Source organism: Streptomyces sp. WAC03905 (genome assembly GCF_057371075.1).
Genome location: NZ_JBXYDZ010000003.1, coordinates 4257466 through 4273559 on the forward strand (window position 1 = coordinate 4257466; position 16094 = coordinate 4273559).

Genomic DNA, 16094 nt, shown 5'->3' on the forward strand with positions numbered 1-16094 from the left:
CATGGGCCCGGCCCGTTGTGGTTGATGGAGGGGCGTGTGCCGGTAGCGTGGAGTGAGGCGGCACCGGAAGGTCCGTACGCGAGCGGGAGAAGGCGGTCGAAGCGATGTTGATGGACGGGTTCGATCGAGGGGTGGTCCCGCTTCTCGGGCTCGCCATGCTGGTGCTCGCCGTCGTGGCCTTCGGGTTCGCGCTGGTGGCGCGGGACGACGCGTACCGGGCGGCCGACAAGCAGAGCAAGACCTTCTGGCTGGTCATCCTCGGCATCACCGTGCTGGTGGACGCCTTCCTGGGGATGCTCTTCCTGGAGATCGCGGGCCTGGTGGCCACCATCGTGTTCTTCGTGGACGTGCGGCCGGCCCTCAAGCAGGTCTCGGGCGGCGGCCGCCGCAGCGGCGGGAGCAGCAGCGACGGCCCGTACGGCCCCTACAACGGCGGCCGGTAGGCGGGCCCCGCGGGGGCGGGTCAGCCCTCGGAGCGGGAGAGCAGGACCACGGCCACGTCGTCGGTGAGCTCGCCGCCGTTGAGGCGGCGTGCCTCGGTGACGGAGGCCTCCAGCAGGCCCTCGCCGCTCAGACCGAGGTCCAGGTGGCGGTTGATCATCTCGACCATGCCGTCCTGGCCCAGGCGTTCCCTGCCCTCGCCGATCCGGCCCTCGATGAGGCCGTCGGTGTAGAGCATCAGGCTCCAGGTGCCGCCCAGCTCGACCTGCCGGCGCGGCCAGCGGGCCCGGGGCAGCAGGCCGAGGGCCGGGCCGCTGTTCTCGTACGGGAGGAGCCGCGCGCGGCGTCCCGGCCGGGAGATCAGCGGGGCCGGATGGCCGGCCAGGCACAGGCCCGCGCGGCGGCCGTCGGGGGCGATGTCGACGGTGCACAGCGTCGCGAAGATCTCCTCGCACGGGCGCTCCACCTCCAGCACCTCCTGGAGGGTGGCCAGCAGGTCGTCGCCGCACAGGCCCGCGAGGGTCAGGGCGCGCCAGGCGATGCGGAGCTCGACGCCGAGGGCGGCTTCGTCGGGGCCGTGCCCGCAGACGTCGCCGATCATGGCGTGGACGGTGCCGTCGGGGGTGCGGACGGTGTCGTAGAAGTCGCCGCCGAGGAGGGCCCGGCTGCGGCCGGGGCGGTACCGGGCGGCGAAGCGCAGATCGGAGCCGTCGAGGAGGGGCGTGGGGAGCAGGCCCCGCTCCAGGCGGGCGTTCTCCTGGGCGCGCAGTTTCGATTCTGCAAGCTTGTACTGGGCGATGTCGGCCCGTTTTCTCTCCACGGCGTAGCGGATGGCGCGGCTCAGCAGCCGGCCGTCGAGCTCGTCCCGGAAGAGGAAGTCCTGGGCGCCGACGCGGACGGCCTCGGCGGCGCGCTCGGCGTCGTCCTCGTCGGTGAGGACGAGCACGGCGTGACGCGGGGCGAGGCGCAGCACCTGGTGGAGGACGGCGAGCTGCGGGTCGGCGCCGGTGGCGGCGGTCGTGGCGGTGGTCGTGGCGGTGGTCGTGCCGGTCGCCGCCGTGGCGGTCGCGACCGGGCTGCGGGTGCCGAAGCCGGCCCCGGAGCCCGAACCGGAGCCGGTGCCCGCGCCGGGCAGCGACAGGTCGAGCAGGATGCAGTGCACGTCGGGGGTGAGCAGTCGCTCGGCCTCGGTGAGGTTGCGCGCGCTGCGGATCCGGATGCGGTGGCCGTCGGTGTCGAGGATCTCGGGGACGGTGAGTCCGCCCGCGGGGTCGTCCTCGATGACCAGGAGGGTCAGGGCGGTGGGCTGAGGGGTCGCCTGCGCGACGCCGACGCCCATGGAGGCAGGCGGGGCGGCGGTGTGCAGAACGGCCTGACCGCTCTCCGTGGCGGGGGTCTCCCTCTGCCGCGGTACGGGTACGGGCATCGTTTCCGGTTCCTTCCCTCCCCCCGAGGGTGCGCTCGTCCGGCAGACCCTAGCGGTCCCTGCCCCGCGAACGGAATGCCGTTCTTGGCGCGGGCCTCCGTCATATGCCGTCATCACGGGGGAAAATCGGCCTCACAGGATGACAAAGGTCACGGCGGGGGCTGCGTTCCGTCCCGCCCAACGAGACGTGCCCCACACCCCCGGGGTTGCCTCTGCCCGGCCGCCCGCGTGCCGCACTCCGCCGTCTGCGGGCCGTTGGCCGGCTCGCCCCGGCCGGTGCGTGTGCGTTCCGGGCGCGGGCGGTGGCCGGGCTCGCCCTGGCCGGGCGGGGCCGGAAGGTGCGGTGGGGCGGTCGGGCGGTCGGGCGGTCGGGTTGTCGGTGGCTTCGGGTCGGGCGGTGCCCCTCCGGGGGCTCTCCTCGGCTCGGCGCGCGCGGCCCTGTCCCGGCCGTGCGGCCGGTTCGCGCCTCGTCCTGCGGGGAGCCCCCGCAGTGTCCCCGCCCGACGGCCCCGGACTCCGCCAGGGTCGGGGTGCGGGGACGGTGGGGGGTGTCCCCGCAGGACGAGGCGCGACCACCGCCCGACAGCCGGGACGTGGCCGCGCGCGCCGAGCCGAGGAGACACCCCCCGGCGGTCCCGCACCCGACCCCCGTCCGGACCCCGCCCGGGGGCACCGAACCCAGCCCCGCCGGCGTTTGAGGCGCAGCCACCCGCCCGCACCCGGAATACCCGCGCACCGCCCGGCCAAGGCCGCCGCCCGACAAGGCCGCCGCCCGGCCAAGGCCGCCGCCCGGCCAAGGCCGCCGCCCGGCAAGTCCGCCGCCCGGCCAGGGCGGACACGGCCGACCGGCGCCGGAGGCGTTACGCGTCCGGGCGGACCACTGCCTTGATCGGCATGGAGCCGGCGCCGGCCAGGGTGATGTTGCGTCCGGGGCGCGGGGCGTGGACCATCGCGCCGTCGCCCACGTACATACCGACATGGCTCGCGTCGTCGAAGTAGATGATCAGGTCGCCCGGCCGCATGTCCTTGAGCGCGACCTTCGGCAGCAGCCGCAGCTGTTCCTGCGAGGTGCGCGGGATCCCGCGCCCCGCCGCGCGCCAGGCCTGCGAGGTCAGGCCGGAGCAGTCGAAGGAGTCCGGGCCGACCGCGCCCCACTTGTACGGCTTCCCCATCTGCGCCGTGGCGAACTGCACCGCGCGCTTGCCCGCGTCCGTCGCCTTGCCGTTGACGTCCTTCATCGCGCCCGTGGACAGCCACGCCGTCTGCGCCCGGTACTGCGCTTCCTGCTCCAGCTGGATCAGTCGGGCCTTCTGCTCGGCCTCCAGCTTGCTCTCCAGCTCCTCCGCCGCCTTGATCTTCTCCTCGATCTGCTTCTTGGAGTCCTCCTGCTTGACCCGGTTCTCCTCCAGCTTCTTCCAGCGCTCGCTCGCCTCCTCCGCGTAGCGCTGCAAGTCCGTCTGGGTGCGGTCCAGTTCGGACAGGAGGTCCGAGGCGGCCTTCTCGCCCTGCCGCAACCGGTCGGCGCCGTCCAGGAACTGGTTGGGGTCCTCGCTCAACGCCAGCCGGGCGCCCGGCGGCAGGCCGCCCGAGCGGTACTGCGCGCGGGCCGCGGCGCCCGCGCGGCTCTTCAGCGTGGCGATCCGCTCCTTGCCGGCGACGATCAGGTTGGCGATCTCGACGATCTTGTCCGACTGGGCCTTGGTCTCGGCCTCGGCGAGGTTGTACGCGTCCGTCGCGGTGCCCGCCTGGCGGTAGAGCTCGTCGATGTCCTTGCGGACCTGCTCCAGGGACTTTCCGTCCGGCCCCGGTGCGGGCGCGGGCGACCCCGGTACGGCCGGTGCCGGGGCCGGAGCCCCCGGTGCGGCCGGCGCCGCGTGCGCCGTGCCCGTCGCGAGACCCGCCGTCAGCACCGCCATCGCGCACAGCAGTACGAGAGAGCTCGCGCCCCGTCGTCGCCCTACCGACCCCATGGTCCCCCCAGGCACCCGAGTCAGACCTGGTCTCAGATCTGACTATTCATCAGTAACTTCGCACTGCCATCGGGATGGTGCCACGAGTCGATGAAATCCGACACCCTTGTGGATGCCGTTTCGATCTTGTCTGCCCCAACGGACCCCGAGCCCTGCCCCTCACGGATCAACGGGGCACCCCCGCCCCCGGTTCCCCGCCGCGCCGCATTCACCCCACGGGGCGCAACGCCTCCCAGCGCAGCGTCAGTTCCCCCTGCCGCCACCGCACCGGCCCGTCCGCCAGCGGCCAGTTCGCGGACAGCGCCCGCGCCGTGCGGATCCAGCGCTGCCGCGCCCCGTACGAGGCGTACGGGGCCGCCGCCGCCCACGCCCGGTCGAAGTCGCGCAGGAACGCGTGCACCGGCTCGCCCGGTACGTTCCGGTGGATCAGCGCCTTCGGCAGCCGCTCCGCCAGGTCCGACGGGCGCTCCAGCGAGCCCAGCCGGGTCGCGAAGGTCACCGTGCGCGGCCCCTCCGGGCCCAGCGCCACCCACACGTGCCGCCGCCCGATCTCGTCGCAGGTCCCCTCCACCAGCAGCCCGCCCGGCGCCAGCCGCGCGCACAGCCGCGCCCACACCTCGGCGACCTGCTCCTCGTCGTACTGGCGCAGTACGTTCGCCGCGCGGATCAGCATCGGGCGCTCCCCGCCCTCCAGCGGGACCTCGAAGCCGCCGTGCCGGAAGCTCAGCCCCTCCCGCTCGTACGGCTTCGCCCCCGCCACCCGCGCCGGCTCGATCTCGATGCCGACCACCCGCACCCGCGGCGCCGCGCCCCGCAGCCGCGCCAGCAGCTCGACCGCCGTCCAGGGCGCGGCCCCGTACCCGAGGTCCACCGCCACCGGATCCCCGGCCCGCCGCAGCTCCGCCCCGTGGACGGCCGCGATCCAGCGGTCCATCCGGCGCAACCGGTTCGGGTTCGTCGTCCCGCGCGTCACCGAACCCACAGGACGGCCGGAGGCACGACTGGGTGAGGGTGACGGGGTACTGCGGGAGGCCATGGGGCGAGGGTAAGCGGAGCGCCCCCTCGCGGTGAAAACCGCCCGCGGGCGGCGAAAACCGCCCGCACACCCCGGGGACCGCGCGGCGCACCCCAAGAAAGCACCAAGAAACGGGGGAGCGCGCAGGAAATCCGGGCGCCCCGGAATGCGGGGGACGGCCATCCGGGTTGCACTCCTTGCAGGGCGTCCTACGCGCCCCCGCAGTCATGCGGTCATGCCGTCCGTCATGTCGTGCCTCAGGGCGTCCGGCATGCCGTCCGTCGTACCGAACCAGCCAGCGTCCGAGCGAGCGTCCGAGCGCGCACCGTCCGAGCCGAGAGGAAGCGCTTCCTTGAGCCAGTACGTGTCCCGCCTCGGCGGCAGCCTCAGCGGGCGCCTCGCCGCCGCCCGCGCCGCCACCCGTCACGAACCGCCCCGGCTGCGCCTGCCGGCCGTGGGCCACCACCGCAAACCGCGCCGCGTGGCCATGCTCAGCGTGCACACCTCACCGCTGCACCAGCCCGGCACCGGCGACGCCGGCGGGATGAACGTCTACATCGTGGAGCTGGCCCGCCGCCTCGCCGCGATCAACATCGACGTCGAGATCTTCACCCGTGCCACCACCGGCGGGCTCCCGCCCGTGGTCGAGCTGACCCCCGGCGTCCTCGTGCGGCACGTGGACGCGGGGCCGTACGAGGGCCTCGCCAAGGAGGAGCTTCCCGGCCCAGCTGTGCGCCTTCACCCACGGCGTGATGCAGGCCTGGGCCGGCCACCGCCCCGGCTACTACGACCTCGTCCACTCCCACTACTGGCTGTCCGGGCACGTGGGCTGGCTCGCCGCGCAACGCTGGGGCGTGCCCCTCGTGCACGCCATGCACACCATGGCCAAGGTCAAGAACGCGGCGCTGGCCGAGGGCGACACCCCCGAGCCCGCCGCCCGCGTCATCGGCGAGACCCAGATCGTCTCCGCCGCCGACCGGCTCATCGCCAACACCGCCGAAGAGGCCGACGAGCTCGTCCGCCACTACGAGGCCGACCCCGCCAAGGTGGCCGTCGTCCACCCCGGTGTGAACCTCGACCGCTTCACCGTCGGCGACGGCCGGGCCGCGGCCCGCGCCCGCCTCGGCCTCCCGCAGGACGCCGTCATACCCCTCTTCGCCGGCCGCATCCAGCCTCTGAAGGCCCCCGACATCCTGCTGCGCGCCGTCGCCGTCCTCGTCGACCGCGACCCCTCGCTGCGCCGCCGCCTCTTCGTCCCCGTCGTCGGCGGGCCCAGCGGCAGCGGCCTCGCCAAGCCCGAGGGGCTGCAGAAACTCGCGGCCAAGCTCGGCATCGCCGACCTCGTGCACTTCCACCCGCCGGTCGCCCAGGACGGCCTCGCCGACTGGTTCAGGGCGGCGTCCGTGCTGGTCATGCCGTCCTACAGCGAGTCCTTCGGGCTCGTCGCGATAGAGGCCCAGGCCGCCGGCACCCCGGTGCTGGCCGCCGAGGTCGGCGGGCTGCCCGTCGCCGTCAACGACGGCGTCACGGGGATCCTCGTACCCGGGCACGACCCGGCGGACTACGCGCGGCAGCTGCGCCGCTTCGTCGACGAGCCCGGCCTCGCGGACCGGATGGGGGCCGAGGCGGCGCGGCACGCGCAGTTCTTCGGCTGGGACACGGCGGCCGCCGGTACGGCCGACGTCTACACGGCGGCGATGCACGATCATCGCCGTCGCGTACGCTCCCACCATGGCTGACACCGCCGAGATCATCGAGAGCACGCTCACCGGCGCGGAGCTGGGCTGGGAGAGCCCCCACCCGGGCACGTACGTCGTCCAGCTCCCCGGGACGCGCAAGCTCAGCACCACCTGCTCGATCCGGGTCGGCCGGCACTCGCTGTCGGTCAACGCCTTCGTGATCCGCCACCCCGACGAGAACGAGGCCGGCGTCCACCGCTGGCTGCTGGAGCGCAACCTCAAGCTGTACGGGATGGCGTACGCCGTGGACCGCCTCGGCGACATCTACCTGACGGCCCGCCTGCCGCTGTCGGTCGTCACCCCGGAGGAGCTGGACCGGCTGCTCGGCACGGTGCTGGAGGCCGCGGACGGGTCGTTCAACACGCTGCTGGAGCTGGGCTTCGCGAGCGCGATCCGGCGCGAGTACGAGTGGCGGGTCTCGCGCGGCGAACCGACCTTCAACCTGGACGCCTTCAAGCACCTGACGCGGCCGCAGGACGAGTCGCCGGCCGCGCCCGGCGGCGGCCCGGCCGACTGACGCGGCCGGCCGGCCGGGCCGCCACGGGCGCGCCCCCGGTCAGCCCACCCGGCCCGGGCCGGACCCCGTCGCATCGGGAAGCGCCGCCGGCTCGGCGAGCGGGGGTGCGGTGAGCACCGGCTCGGCGAGTGCGGGTGCGGTGAGCGCCGGCTCCGGGAGTGCGGATGCGGTGAGCGCCGGCTCCGCGAGCGCCGGGGCGGTGGGCAGCGGTTCCGCCGCCTGCGGTGCCGCGGCGGGGCCGCCGCCGGCCGCCGCCGGGCCCGTACCCCTGTCCCCCTCGGGCAGGTTCCGCATCAGCAGCCAGTAGCCGGCCGCCGCCACCGTGCCCAGCACACCCGTGGCCGCCCACAGCCGGTCCGCACCCCACCGGTCGATCATGAAGCCCGCCATCAGCGGCGCCACCAGCGCGGCCACCGCCCAGGACATCGTGTAGACGCCCTGGTAGCGCCCGCGCCCGTGGACCGGCGAGAGCCGTACGACGAGACTCATCTGGGTCGGGGAGTTGACGATCTCGGCGAGCGTCCACACGCACACCGTCAGCGCGTACGCCCACACCGGTCCGGCGAAGGCCGTCAGCGCGAAGCCGTACCCGGCCAGCAGGGCCGAGACGACCAGCAGTTTCTGCGGGTCGCGGTGCTCGATGAGGCGGGTGACGGGGATCTGCAGCACCACGATCAGCAGGCCGTTCACGGCGATGACGAGCCCGTAGTCCCCGGGTGAGAACCCGGCGGACCCCATCGCGACCGGCAGGCCGACCGAGCCCTGGGTGAAGATCAGCGAGATCAGGAAGGACAGGCCGACCACGCCCATGAACCGCCCGTCCCGCAGCACGGTCCCGAGCCCGATCCCCGCTCCGGCGCCGCCCTTCCCTGCGGGCGAGCCCGAGGACGCGCCCGAGGCGCCGGACGCGCCGGCCCCGCCGCCCTGGGGCCGGGACTCGGGCAGCTTGACGTAGACGAGCACCGCGCAGGCCAGCGTCAGCGCGGCCTCGCCCAGGAAGCCGGCCAGGTAGCTGTACTCGGCGATCAGGCCCGCCGCGGTCGCGCTGACGGCGAAGCCCAGGTTGATGGCCCAGTAGTTGAGCGCGAAGGCCCGTACGCGGTCCTCGGGACGGACGATGTCCGCCATCATCGCGGCGACCGCCGGGCGGGAGGCGTTGGAGGTCGCGCCGACCAGCAGGGCCACCGCCGCGATGGCCGCCGGGTGCTCCATGAAGCCCAGCAGCGCCACCGAGAAGGCGGTCGAGGCCTGGGCCGCCAGCAGCGTGGGGCGCCGCCCCAGCCGGTCCGTCATCACACCCGCGACGAGCGAGGACACCACGCCGCCCAGCCCGTGGAGGGCGACGACGAGCCCCGCGAAGGAGGCCGAGTAGCCCCGGTCCAGGGTGAGGTACAAGGTCATGAAGGTGGCGACGAAGGCCCCGAGCCGGTTGACGAGCGTGCTCGTCCAGAGCCACCAGAACGCCCGGGGCAGACCCGAGACGCTCTCCCGGACGGCCCGTATGAGACGGTCTGCGGACATACGGAATCCCCCCGGCGGTGTAAGTGTCGCTATACCGATCGGCACATTACGAGGGGGCGGGCTCCGAGCGCCACCCAATTGACCCGAGCCGTCAATCGACACCCGCGCGCGTCCATTAGGCTCGTACGCATGGCCGACGCACCGTACAAGCTGATCCTCCTCCGCCACGGCGAGAGCGAATGGAACGCGAAGAACCTGTTCACCGGCTGGGTGGACGTCAACCTCACCGAGAAGGGCGAGAAGGAGGCGGTCCGGGGCGGTGAGCTGCTGAAGGACGCCGGCCTGCTGCCCGACGTTCTGCACACCTCCCTCCAGAAGCGCGCCATCCGCACCGCGCAGCTCGCGCTCGAGTCCGCGGACCGCCACTGGATCCCGGTGCACCGCTCCTGGCGCCTCAACGAGCGCCACTACGGCGCGCTGCAGGGCAAGGACAAGGCGCAGACCCTCGCGGAGTTCGGCGAGGAGCAGTTCATGCTGTGGCGCCGCTCCTACGACACCCCGCCGCCGGTGCTCGAGGACGGTACGGAGTTCTCCCAGTCCGAGGACCCGCGCTACGCGTCGATCCCGAACGAGCTGCGTCCGCGCACCGAGTGCCTCAAGGACGTCGTCGAGCGCATGCTGCCGTACTGGTACGACGGCATCGTCCCGGACCTGCTGGCGGGCCGCACGGTCCTGGTGGCCGCGCACGGCAACTCGCTGCGCGGTCTGGTCAAGCACCTCGACAGCATCTCGGACGAGGACATCACGGGCCTGAACATCCCGACCGGCATCCCGCTCGTCTACGAACTGGACGCCGACTTCAAGCCCCTCAACCCGGGCGGCACCTACCTCGACCCGACGGCTGCCGCGGCCGCCATCGAGGCCGTCAAGAACCAGGGCAAGAAGTAGCCCGCGGCGTTGCGCCGGAGCCCCCGTCCGCTGTTCGGCAGCGGGCGGGGGCTCTTCGTGTCGCGGCCGCGGTCAGCCCCTGGCGGTCGGGGCGGGGGTGGTCCTGCGCCACTCCTCGCCGATCGAGCGGATCAGGGCCGGGTAGACGCCCGCGTAGCGGAAGGGCTTGATGGCCAGCATGTAGGCGGCGCCCAGCAGGCCGTTGGGTTTGACCAGGACGGCCATCTGGCCGCGGTGGCCGCCGTGGCCGTCCGGGACCCAGCCGATGTGCAGCACGCCGTGCATGGTCTTGTTGGCGATCTCCGCCGCCCACTCGTCGCGCGTCTGGTAGACGGACGTGAACGGGGCCGCGGTGAGGTCCGGGCCGCGGTCGCCCTCGCGGAGGTCCGCCGGCAGCCGGTCCCGGAGCGTCGGCACCCGTGAGCGCAGGCCGCCGGACGGCTCGTCCCAGCCGAGCAGGGCCCCGAGCTTCCAGCGGATCGCGAAGAGCGCCCGCCCCGCGCGGGAGGGGACGGGGTCGCCCGTGCCGCGCGCGAACTGGCGGACCAGGCGCGCCAGGTCGTCCGGGCCGCCGGGGGTCGGCAGGGCCCACACGTCTTCGAGTCGGAAGTCGCCGGCGATCTCGTGGATGCGCCAGGGGCGCGAGGTGTGGGCGGTGCTGGGGAGTCTCATGTGCTGGCCCCTATCTATACGATGCCGTATAGATCGAGACTAGCACTCCTCTATACGGCACCGTATACACGGGCTCCGCAACGAGGAGTGAGGAGGACACACCCATGGGTACGACCCGCACGCCACGCGGCAAGTGGATCGAGGAGGGGCTGCGGGCGCTGGCCGCCGGAGGCCCCGACGCCGTCCGCGTCGAGGCGCTCGCGCAGGCCCTCGGCGTCAGCAAGGGCGGTTTCTACGGCTACTTCGGCAGCCGCGGCGCGCTCCTCACCGAGATGCTCGACACCTGGGAGCGGGAGGTCACCGAGGCGGTGATCGAGCTGGTCGAGAGCGGCGGGGGAGACGCCCGGGCCAGGCTGGACCGGCTGTTCACGATCGTCGCCTCCTACGAGGAGGGGCCGGTGGTGGGCGTCGACGCCGACCTCGCGATCCGCGACTGGGCGCGCCGCGACGAGGCCGTCGCCGAGCGGCTGCGCCGGGCGGACAGCCGCCGCATGGAGTACCTGCGCTCACTGTTCCGCGCCTTCTGCGCCGACGAGGACGACGTCGAGGTCCGCTCCCTGATCACCTTCTCCCTGCGGATCGGCTCCCACTTCATCGCCGCCGACCACGGCGGCCGCAGCCGGGCGGAGGTCATGGGCCTGACCCGGACCTGGCTCCTGCGGTAGGGACCCGGAAGGCCCCCCGCCTGCGGGACGTCCGCGGGCAGGGGGCCTCTGGGGGTACCGGGCGCGGTGCCGGGCCGGGTGGGCCCGGTCAGCCGCCGCACTGGCAGGGGGCACCGGACTGGCAGCCGCAGCCGCAGCCGGAGCCGCAGCCGCAGGCCGCGAGCAGCGGGAGCCGCAGCGGCTCGGGCTTCGGCGGCTGCTCCTGCTCCGGGGTGATGGGGACGGGGGAATCGGGCATGGTTCCTCCTCGGAGAGGCGGTGCCCCGCGGCGTACGGGACTTCGTGCGACTGGCCGCCTCGCCCTCATTCATGCCCGGCCGGACCGGCGCGTCAACGGCGCACGGAAGCTCGGTTCGGCCTGCCGGCTGGCGCCGCCCGGGCGCTTTCCGTCAGACGCCCTCGATCTGGGTCGGCTGCTGGAGGTCGTCGGCGTGCTCGCCCGTCACCAGGTACACCACGCGCTTGGCCACCGACACCGCGTGGTCCGCGAAGCGCTCGTAGTAGCGGCCGAGCAGCGTGACGTCCACCGCCGTCTCGATGCCGTGCTTCCAGCGGTCGTCCATCAGGTGCTGGAACAGCGTGCGGTGCAGCTGGTCCATCTCGTCGTCGTCCTGCTCCAGCTGGAGCGCCAGGTCGACGTCCTTCGTGATGATGACCTCGGCGGCCTTCGCCATCAGGCGCTGCGCCAGCTGTCCCATCTCCAGGATCGTCGCGTGCAGGTCCCGCGGGACGGCACGGTCCGGGAAGCGCAGCCGGGCGAGCTTCGCCACGTGCTGGGCCAGGTCGCCGCTGCGCTCCAGGTCGGCGCTCATGCGCAGCGACGTCACGACGATCCGCAGGTCGGTGGCGACCGGCTGCTGGCGGGCCAGCAGCGCGATGGCACGGGCCTCCAGGTCGTGCTGCAGGTCGTCGACCTTCTGGTCGGCGGCGATGACGCTCTCGGCGAGCTTGAGGTCGGCATCGAGCATGGACGTCGTGGCCCGCCCGATCGCGGAACCGACGAGCCGGGCCATCTCGACCAGGCCTTCTCCGATCGAGTCCAGTTCCTCGTGGTACGCGTCGCGCATGTCTCGTGTCCCTCTCTAGGCCTACTGGTACTGCTGCTGCCTACTGCTGCGGTGGTGCCCGGGGCGGTCCGGGGGTGGCCTTCCGCCCCACGTTGACACGGTGAGCCGCAAACGCGTCCGACTCCGGCACCACAAGTGAATCAACCCCGTCGCCAGGGTGAACTCTGGGCGACGACTGTTCGAGGTGCCACCCGAACGGCTGTGGAAGTGTCGTCGCGCCTGCTTAACCTGGATCCATGGACGTGAACGCGGCGGTCGCCGCAGCTGCAGCGATCGCCGGTCTGTGCACCGGCGTCATCGCGATGCTGGCGTTCCGCTGGAGCGAGCGCGACCAGGCCCGCCCCACCCGGAGCTCCATGCGCCCCGACATCAACGCGGTGCTGCCGCCCGGCGTGGACACCGTGCTGTCCGTGCTCCGCTCCTCGGCCGTGGTCCTCGACGAGGGCGACGCCGTCGTCAAGGCCTCGTCCGCCGCCTACGCCCTCGGGCTCGTGCGCGGCGGCAAGCTGGCCGTCGAGCCCATGCTGCACATGGCCCGCGACACCCGCCGGGACGGGGAGATACGGCAGGTCGAGCTGGACCTGCCCCGCCGCGGCACCGGCCGGGGCGAGGCCCTGGCCGTCTCGGCGCGCGTCGCCCCGCTCGGCTCCCGCCTGGTGCTCCTCCTGGTGGAGGACCTCACCGAGGCACGCCGCATCGAGGCCGTACGCCGCGATTTCGTCGCCAACGTGTCGCACGAGCTGAAGACCCCGGTCGGAGCGATCTCGCTGCTGTCCGAGGCCGTCATGGACGCGGCCGACGACCCCGAGGCGGTCACCCGCTTCGCGGGCCGCATGCAGATCGAGTCCACCCGCCTGATCAACCTCGTCCAGGAGCTGATCGACCTCTCCCGGGTGCAGAACGACGAGGCACTGGAGGACGCGGAGCCCGTACGCGTGGACACGCTGGTGGCGGAGGCCATCGACCGGTGCCGCCACACGGCCACCGCCAAACAGATCACCATGGCCGCCGGCGGCACCGCCGACCTGCGGGTGTGGGGACACCGGGGGCAGCTGGCGGCCGCCCTCGGAAACCTCGTCGAGAACGCCGTCAACTACAGTCCCGCCCGCACCCGCGTCGGCATCGCCGCGCGCCGGGTGACGGCCCCCGGGGGAGACCTGATCGAGATCGCCGTGACCGACCAGGGCATCGGCATCCCGGAGAAGGACCGCGAGCGCGTCTTCGAGCGCTTCTACCGCGTGGACCCGGCCCGCTCCCGCGCCACGGGAGGCACCGGCCTCGGCCTCGCGATCGTGAAGCACGTGGCCGCCTCGCACGGCGGCGAGGTGTCGGTGTGGAGTTCCGAGGGCCAGGGCTCCACCTTCACCCTGCGACTGCCCGAAGCGGCCGCTTCGGCCCCGGCGGCGGCCCCCCGCACGCACCCGACCCCAGCCTGAACCAGAACCGCTCCAGCCATTCCTGCCCCGGAGGTCCTTCCGTGACCCGAGTGCTCGTCGTCGAGGATGAGGAATCCTTCAGCGACGCCCTGTCCTACATGCTCCGCAAGGAGGGCTTCGAGGTCGCCATCGCGGCGACCGGCCCCGACGGGCTCGACGAGTTCGAGCGCAACGGCGCCGACCTCGTCCTCCTCGACCTGATGCTGCCCGGTCTGCCCGGCACCGAGGTCTGCCGGCAGTTGCGCGGCCGCTCCAACGTTCCCGTGATCATGGTGACCGCCAAGGACAGCGAGATCGACAAGGTCGTCGGGCTGGAGATAGGAGCGGACGACTACGTCACCAAGCCCTTCTCCTCGCGGGAGCTGGTCGCCCGCATCCGCGCGGTCCTGCGCCGCCGCGGAGAGCCGGAGGAGGTCACCCCGGCGGCGCTGGAGGCGGGCCCCGTACGGATGGACGTGGACCGTCACGTGGTCACCGTCGCCGGCGGCAAGGTGGACCTGCCGCTGAAGGAGTTCGACCTGCTGGAGATGCTGCTGCGCAACGCGGGCCGCGTACTGACCCGCATGCAGTTGATCGACCGGGTCTGGGGCGCCGACTACGTCGGCGACACCAAGACCCTCGACGTCCACGTCAAGCGCCTCCGCGCCAAGATCGAGCCTGACCCGGGTGCCCCGCGTTACCTGGTGACGGTCCGCGGCCTCGGCTACAAGTTCGAGCCGTAGGCCCCGAGGTACGTGCGAAGGGCCCCCGTCCGCCGGTGCGGAGGGGGGCCCTTTCCGTGCGTGTACGGACGCGTACGGAGCTGCGTCGTGACCCGGGTCAGTGGCCTGCCGCGTGCGAGGCGGAGCCCGACGGCGAGGCGGCGGCGCCCGAGGCGCTGCCGGACGGGCTGGCACCGGCGGCCGGGGTCGCGGCCGGGGAACCGGAGGGCGAGCCGGAGGGGGAGCCCGACGGGCTGCCGGACGGGGCGGCGGCGGACGGGGCCGCCGACGGGCCGAAGCCCGCGTACATGCCGGTGGCCGGGACCACGAAGGCCTGGAGCTCGACGCCGCCCGTGCTGCTCAGCTGGAAGACGACCTTCTGCACGTCGCCGTTCTTGGCGGCCTCGGAGCCGTTCTCGACCACGGCGGAGGCGTTGCCCGCGCCGCCGAGCACCACGGAACCGCCGGCCGGCACGGTGATCTTGCCGCCGCCCTCGGCCGGCTTCAGCACGACCTTGCCCTTGCCATCCGCAAGGGTGATGCCGTCAAGTGTCTGCGCCTTGGTGCCGTTGTTGAAGACGGTCGCCGAGACGACGGCCGGGCCCTTCTTGTCCTTCTCGCCCTGGGTGATCACCAGGGCGTTCTGGATCTCGATGTCGCCCTTGGTGACGGCGGCGTTGTCCGGCTTGATCTGGAGAGTCTGCGCGTCGTTGCCCGCACCGCATGCGGCCAGCGAGGCGATCGAGAACACGACGGCGGTGGCGGCGAGGGCGCCGCGTCGAAGGCTGCGGCTCACGGCGGCGGCAACTCCTTGGACGAACGGAAACGGAGGGTGGGCTCTCCCGGCAACCGCTGGGAGGTACCCCCGGAACGGCCGAGGCGAAGCCGCTCTAAGGGTGTGTCAGCGCGCTTAGGTTACCGAGCCGCCGCCCCGCCCCCGCACCCGACCCTCCGCAGGGCGGCCGCCGCCCTGGGGGTGGTCCACGATCTTGCATTCCGGCCGGGGTCCACCTCGCCGTTCGGCTTCCCGTTCACCTCGCCGATCATGGGGCGCTCGCATATCGTGCGTCCCCGCGCGTTGATCAATTCCGGGATTCCTCCGAACGCGGCGCGGTGATCAATTCCGGATTGGGCCGGAACCCGCTCCCGCACGCGCGCTCGCCAGCCGAACGGAGCAGTTCGGTTTCGCGACTCTCAACCCGGCAAAACGGGACGTACGTCACACTGGTGGGGGTGTGCGGCGGGTGTAGCGTGGCCCTTTCGCCCGGTCCGCGCAGCGCCCCCGACCTGCGAATACCCCCTTCCGGAACCCTTCCGCAGCACGTTCCTGTTGCTGTTGTCAAGCCCCGAGATGTGCCCTGACCTGCGAAAACGCCATTCATAACGGTCAGTTCTCGTGTTACCCTGGATAGCCACGGAAGGGGTACCTGTCACATGACGTTCAAGGTTGGCGACACCGTGGTCTATCCCCATCACGGGGCCGCGCTGATCGAGGCCATTGAGACTCGCCAGATCAAAGGCGTGGACAAGACCTACTTGGTGCTCAAGGTCGCCCAGGGCGACCTGACGGTTCGTGTGCCTGCGGACAATGCGGAGTTCGTCGGCGTTCGCGACGTAGTCGGCCAGGACGGGCTGGACCGGGTCTTCGAGGTGCTTCGTGCACCGTATGCAGAAGAGCCGACGAACTGGTCCCGGCGCTACAAGGCAAATCTGGAGAAGCTCGCTTCTGGCGATGTCATCAAGGTCGCCGAAGTGGTGCGTGACCTGTGGCGTCGTGAGCGCGAGCGCGGGCTCTCCGCGGGCGAGAAGCGCATGCTCGCGAAGGCGCGCCAGATCCTGGTCAGCGAGCTCGCGCTCGCTGAGAACACGAACGAGGACAAGGCCGAGGCCCTCCTCGACGAGGTGCTCGCGTCCTGACGCGAGGCCCCGTGCACGGTGTGCACAGCTTGCCGCGGTGCCCGATGACAAGGTTTCTCCTCCGGGAGAGACCTGTTGCCGGGCGCTGCGGCATGTCTGTATCCGTACCTCTTGTTCCG

General features: G+C 72.7%; 14 protein-coding genes and 2 pseudogenes. 8 read left to right on the plus strand and 8 right to left on the minus strand.

Annotation, left to right across the window (positions count from 1 at the left end; all coding sequences use genetic code 11):
• Positions 1 to 104 precede the first annotated feature (104 nt).
• Positions 105 to 443, plus strand: a complete 339-nt coding sequence (locus tag AC2RP6_RS21825; RefSeq protein ID WP_486447704.1) for a DUF2516 family protein — start codon at positions 105 to 107, stop codon at positions 441 to 443.
• 20 nt (positions 444 to 463) lie between these two features.
• Here AC2RP6_RS21825 and AC2RP6_RS21830 read toward each other — a convergent pair whose 3' ends face one another.
• The 3 genes from AC2RP6_RS21830 to AC2RP6_RS21840 form a co-directional block, all read right to left on the minus strand.
• The gene (locus AC2RP6_RS21830; RefSeq protein WP_486447705.1) at positions 464 to 1867 is read right to left on the minus strand and encodes a PP2C family protein-serine/threonine phosphatase; all 1404 of its coding nucleotides are present in this window, start codon (positions 1865 to 1867) and stop codon (positions 464 to 466) included.
• An 860-nt stretch (positions 1868 to 2727) separates the two neighbouring features.
• Positions 2728 to 3783, minus strand: coding sequence for a C40 family peptidase (locus tag AC2RP6_RS21835; RefSeq protein ID WP_486447706.1), 1056 nt, complete (start codon positions 3781 to 3783; stop codon positions 2728 to 2730).
• Positions 3784 to 4045: 262 nt separating this feature from the next.
• Positions 4046 to 4873, minus strand: a complete 828-nt coding sequence (locus AC2RP6_RS21840) for a class I SAM-dependent methyltransferase (protein WP_486447707.1) — start codon at positions 4871 to 4873, stop codon at positions 4046 to 4048.
• A gap of 331 nt (positions 4874 to 5204) precedes the next feature.
• On the opposite strand from AC2RP6_RS21840, the pseudogene mshA reads away from it, so the two are divergent.
• Positions 5205 to 6591 (plus strand): annotated as a pseudogene (mshA, locus tag AC2RP6_RS21845) (D-inositol-3-phosphate glycosyltransferase).
• Positions 6584 to 7108 carry a type III secretion system chaperone family protein gene (locus tag AC2RP6_RS21850; protein ID WP_486447708.1) on the plus strand — a complete coding sequence of 175 codons (525 nt, stop codon included), beginning with the start codon at positions 6584 to 6586 and terminating at the stop codon, positions 7106 to 7108. The pseudogene mshA and the gene AC2RP6_RS21850 overlap by 8 nt, the downstream one beginning before the upstream one ends.
• Positions 7109 to 7147: 39 nt before the next feature.
• Here the strand turns inward: AC2RP6_RS21850 and AC2RP6_RS21855 are convergent, their stop codons facing one another.
• Positions 7148 to 8629 (minus strand): MDR family MFS transporter, encoded by a 1482-nt coding sequence (locus AC2RP6_RS21855; protein ID WP_486447709.1) that lies wholly within the window; start codon positions 8627 to 8629, stop codon positions 7148 to 7150.
• A 129-nt stretch (positions 8630 to 8758) separates the two neighbouring features.
• Between AC2RP6_RS21855 and AC2RP6_RS21860 the strand changes: the two genes are divergently transcribed.
• Positions 8759 to 9517, plus strand: coding sequence for a phosphoglyceromutase (locus tag AC2RP6_RS21860; RefSeq protein ID WP_486447710.1), 759 nt, complete (start codon positions 8759 to 8761; stop codon positions 9515 to 9517).
• 72 nt (positions 9518 to 9589) lie between these two features.
• Here AC2RP6_RS21860 and AC2RP6_RS21865 read toward each other — a convergent pair whose 3' ends face one another.
• Positions 9590 to 10189 carry a DUF2867 domain-containing protein gene (locus AC2RP6_RS21865; RefSeq protein ID WP_486447711.1) on the minus strand — a complete coding sequence of 200 codons (600 nt, stop codon included), beginning with the start codon at positions 10187 to 10189 and terminating at the stop codon, positions 9590 to 9592.
• A 104-nt stretch (positions 10190 to 10293) separates the two neighbouring features.
• On the opposite strand from AC2RP6_RS21865, the gene AC2RP6_RS21870 reads away from it, so the two are divergent.
• Complete coding sequence (locus AC2RP6_RS21870) at positions 10294 to 10854, plus strand: TetR/AcrR family transcriptional regulator (RefSeq protein WP_486447712.1); 561 nt, start codon at positions 10294 to 10296, stop codon at positions 10852 to 10854.
• An 88-nt stretch (positions 10855 to 10942) separates the two neighbouring features.
• Here the strand turns inward: AC2RP6_RS21870 and AC2RP6_RS21875 are convergent, their stop codons facing one another.
• Both AC2RP6_RS21875 and phoU read right to left on the minus strand, forming a co-directional pair.
• A complete protein-coding gene (locus AC2RP6_RS21875; protein ID WP_167350612.1) occupies positions 10943 to 11092 on the minus strand; it encodes a hypothetical protein in 150 nt (49 codons plus the stop codon).
• A gap of 151 nt (positions 11093 to 11243) precedes the next feature.
• The gene (gene phoU / locus AC2RP6_RS21880) at positions 11244 to 11921 is read right to left on the minus strand and encodes a phosphate signaling complex protein PhoU (protein ID WP_030658995.1); all 678 of its coding nucleotides are present in this window, start codon (positions 11919 to 11921) and stop codon (positions 11244 to 11246) included.
• A 236-nt stretch (positions 11922 to 12157) separates the two neighbouring features.
• Between phoU and phoR the strand changes: the two are divergent.
• Together phoR and phoP are read left to right on the plus strand one after the other, a co-directional pair.
• Positions 12158 to 13303: pseudogene (gene phoR / locus AC2RP6_RS21885) on the plus strand (two-component system sensor histidine kinase PhoR); the annotation flags it as partial.
• 104 nt (positions 13304 to 13407) lie between these two features.
• On the plus strand, positions 13408 to 14079 hold the full coding sequence (gene phoP / locus AC2RP6_RS21890; protein WP_465270294.1) for a two-component system response regulator PhoP: 672 nt from the start codon (positions 13408 to 13410) through the stop codon (positions 14077 to 14079).
• A gap of 97 nt (positions 14080 to 14176) precedes the next feature.
• Here the strand turns inward: phoP and AC2RP6_RS21895 are convergent, their stop codons facing one another.
• On the minus strand, positions 14177 to 14854 hold the full coding sequence (locus AC2RP6_RS21895; protein WP_486447713.1) for a DUF461 domain-containing protein: 678 nt from the start codon (positions 14852 to 14854) through the stop codon (positions 14177 to 14179).
• 638 nt (positions 14855 to 15492) lie between these two features.
• On the opposite strand from AC2RP6_RS21895, the gene AC2RP6_RS21900 reads away from it, so the two are divergent.
• Positions 15493 to 15975: a CarD family transcriptional regulator gene (locus tag AC2RP6_RS21900; RefSeq protein WP_003953493.1), complete on the plus strand. Its 483-nt coding sequence runs from the start codon at positions 15493 to 15495 to the stop codon at positions 15973 to 15975.
• Positions 15976 to 16094 lie beyond the last annotated feature (119 nt).

Coding starts and splice junctions, on each gene's coding strand:
- AC2RP6_RS21825 (WP_486447704.1), top strand. CDS start 105: ATGTTGATGGACGGGTTCGATCGAGGGGTGGTCCCGCTTCTCGGGCTC.
- AC2RP6_RS21830 (WP_486447705.1), bottom strand. CDS start 1,867: ATGCCCGTACCCGTACCGCGGCAGAGGGAGACCCCCGCCACGGAGAGC.
- AC2RP6_RS21835 (WP_486447706.1), bottom strand. CDS start 3,783: ATGGCGGTGCTGACGGCGGGTCTCGCGACGGGCACGGCGCACGCGGCG.
- AC2RP6_RS21840 (WP_486447707.1), bottom strand. CDS start 4,873: ATGGCCTCCCGCAGTACCCCGTCACCCTCACCCAGTCGTGCCTCCGGC.
- AC2RP6_RS21850 (WP_486447708.1), top strand. CDS start 6,584: ATGGCTGACACCGCCGAGATCATCGAGAGCACGCTCACCGGCGCGGAG.
- AC2RP6_RS21855 (WP_486447709.1), bottom strand. CDS start 8,629: ATGTCCGCAGACCGTCTCATACGGGCCGTCCGGGAGAGCGTCTCGGGT.
- AC2RP6_RS21860 (WP_486447710.1), top strand. CDS start 8,759: ATGGCCGACGCACCGTACAAGCTGATCCTCCTCCGCCACGGCGAGAGC.
- AC2RP6_RS21865 (WP_486447711.1), bottom strand. CDS start 10,189: ATGAGACTCCCCAGCACCGCCCACACCTCGCGCCCCTGGCGCATCCAC.
- AC2RP6_RS21870 (WP_486447712.1), top strand. CDS start 10,294: ATGGGTACGACCCGCACGCCACGCGGCAAGTGGATCGAGGAGGGGCTG.
- AC2RP6_RS21875 (WP_167350612.1), bottom strand. CDS start 11,092: ATGCCCGATTCCCCCGTCCCCATCACCCCGGAGCAGGAGCAGCCGCCG.
- phoU (WP_030658995.1), bottom strand. CDS start 11,921: ATGCGCGACGCGTACCACGAGGAACTGGACTCGATCGGAGAAGGCCTG.
- AC2RP6_RS21900 (WP_003953493.1), top strand. CDS start 15,493: ATGACGTTCAAGGTTGGCGACACCGTGGTCTATCCCCATCACGGGGCC.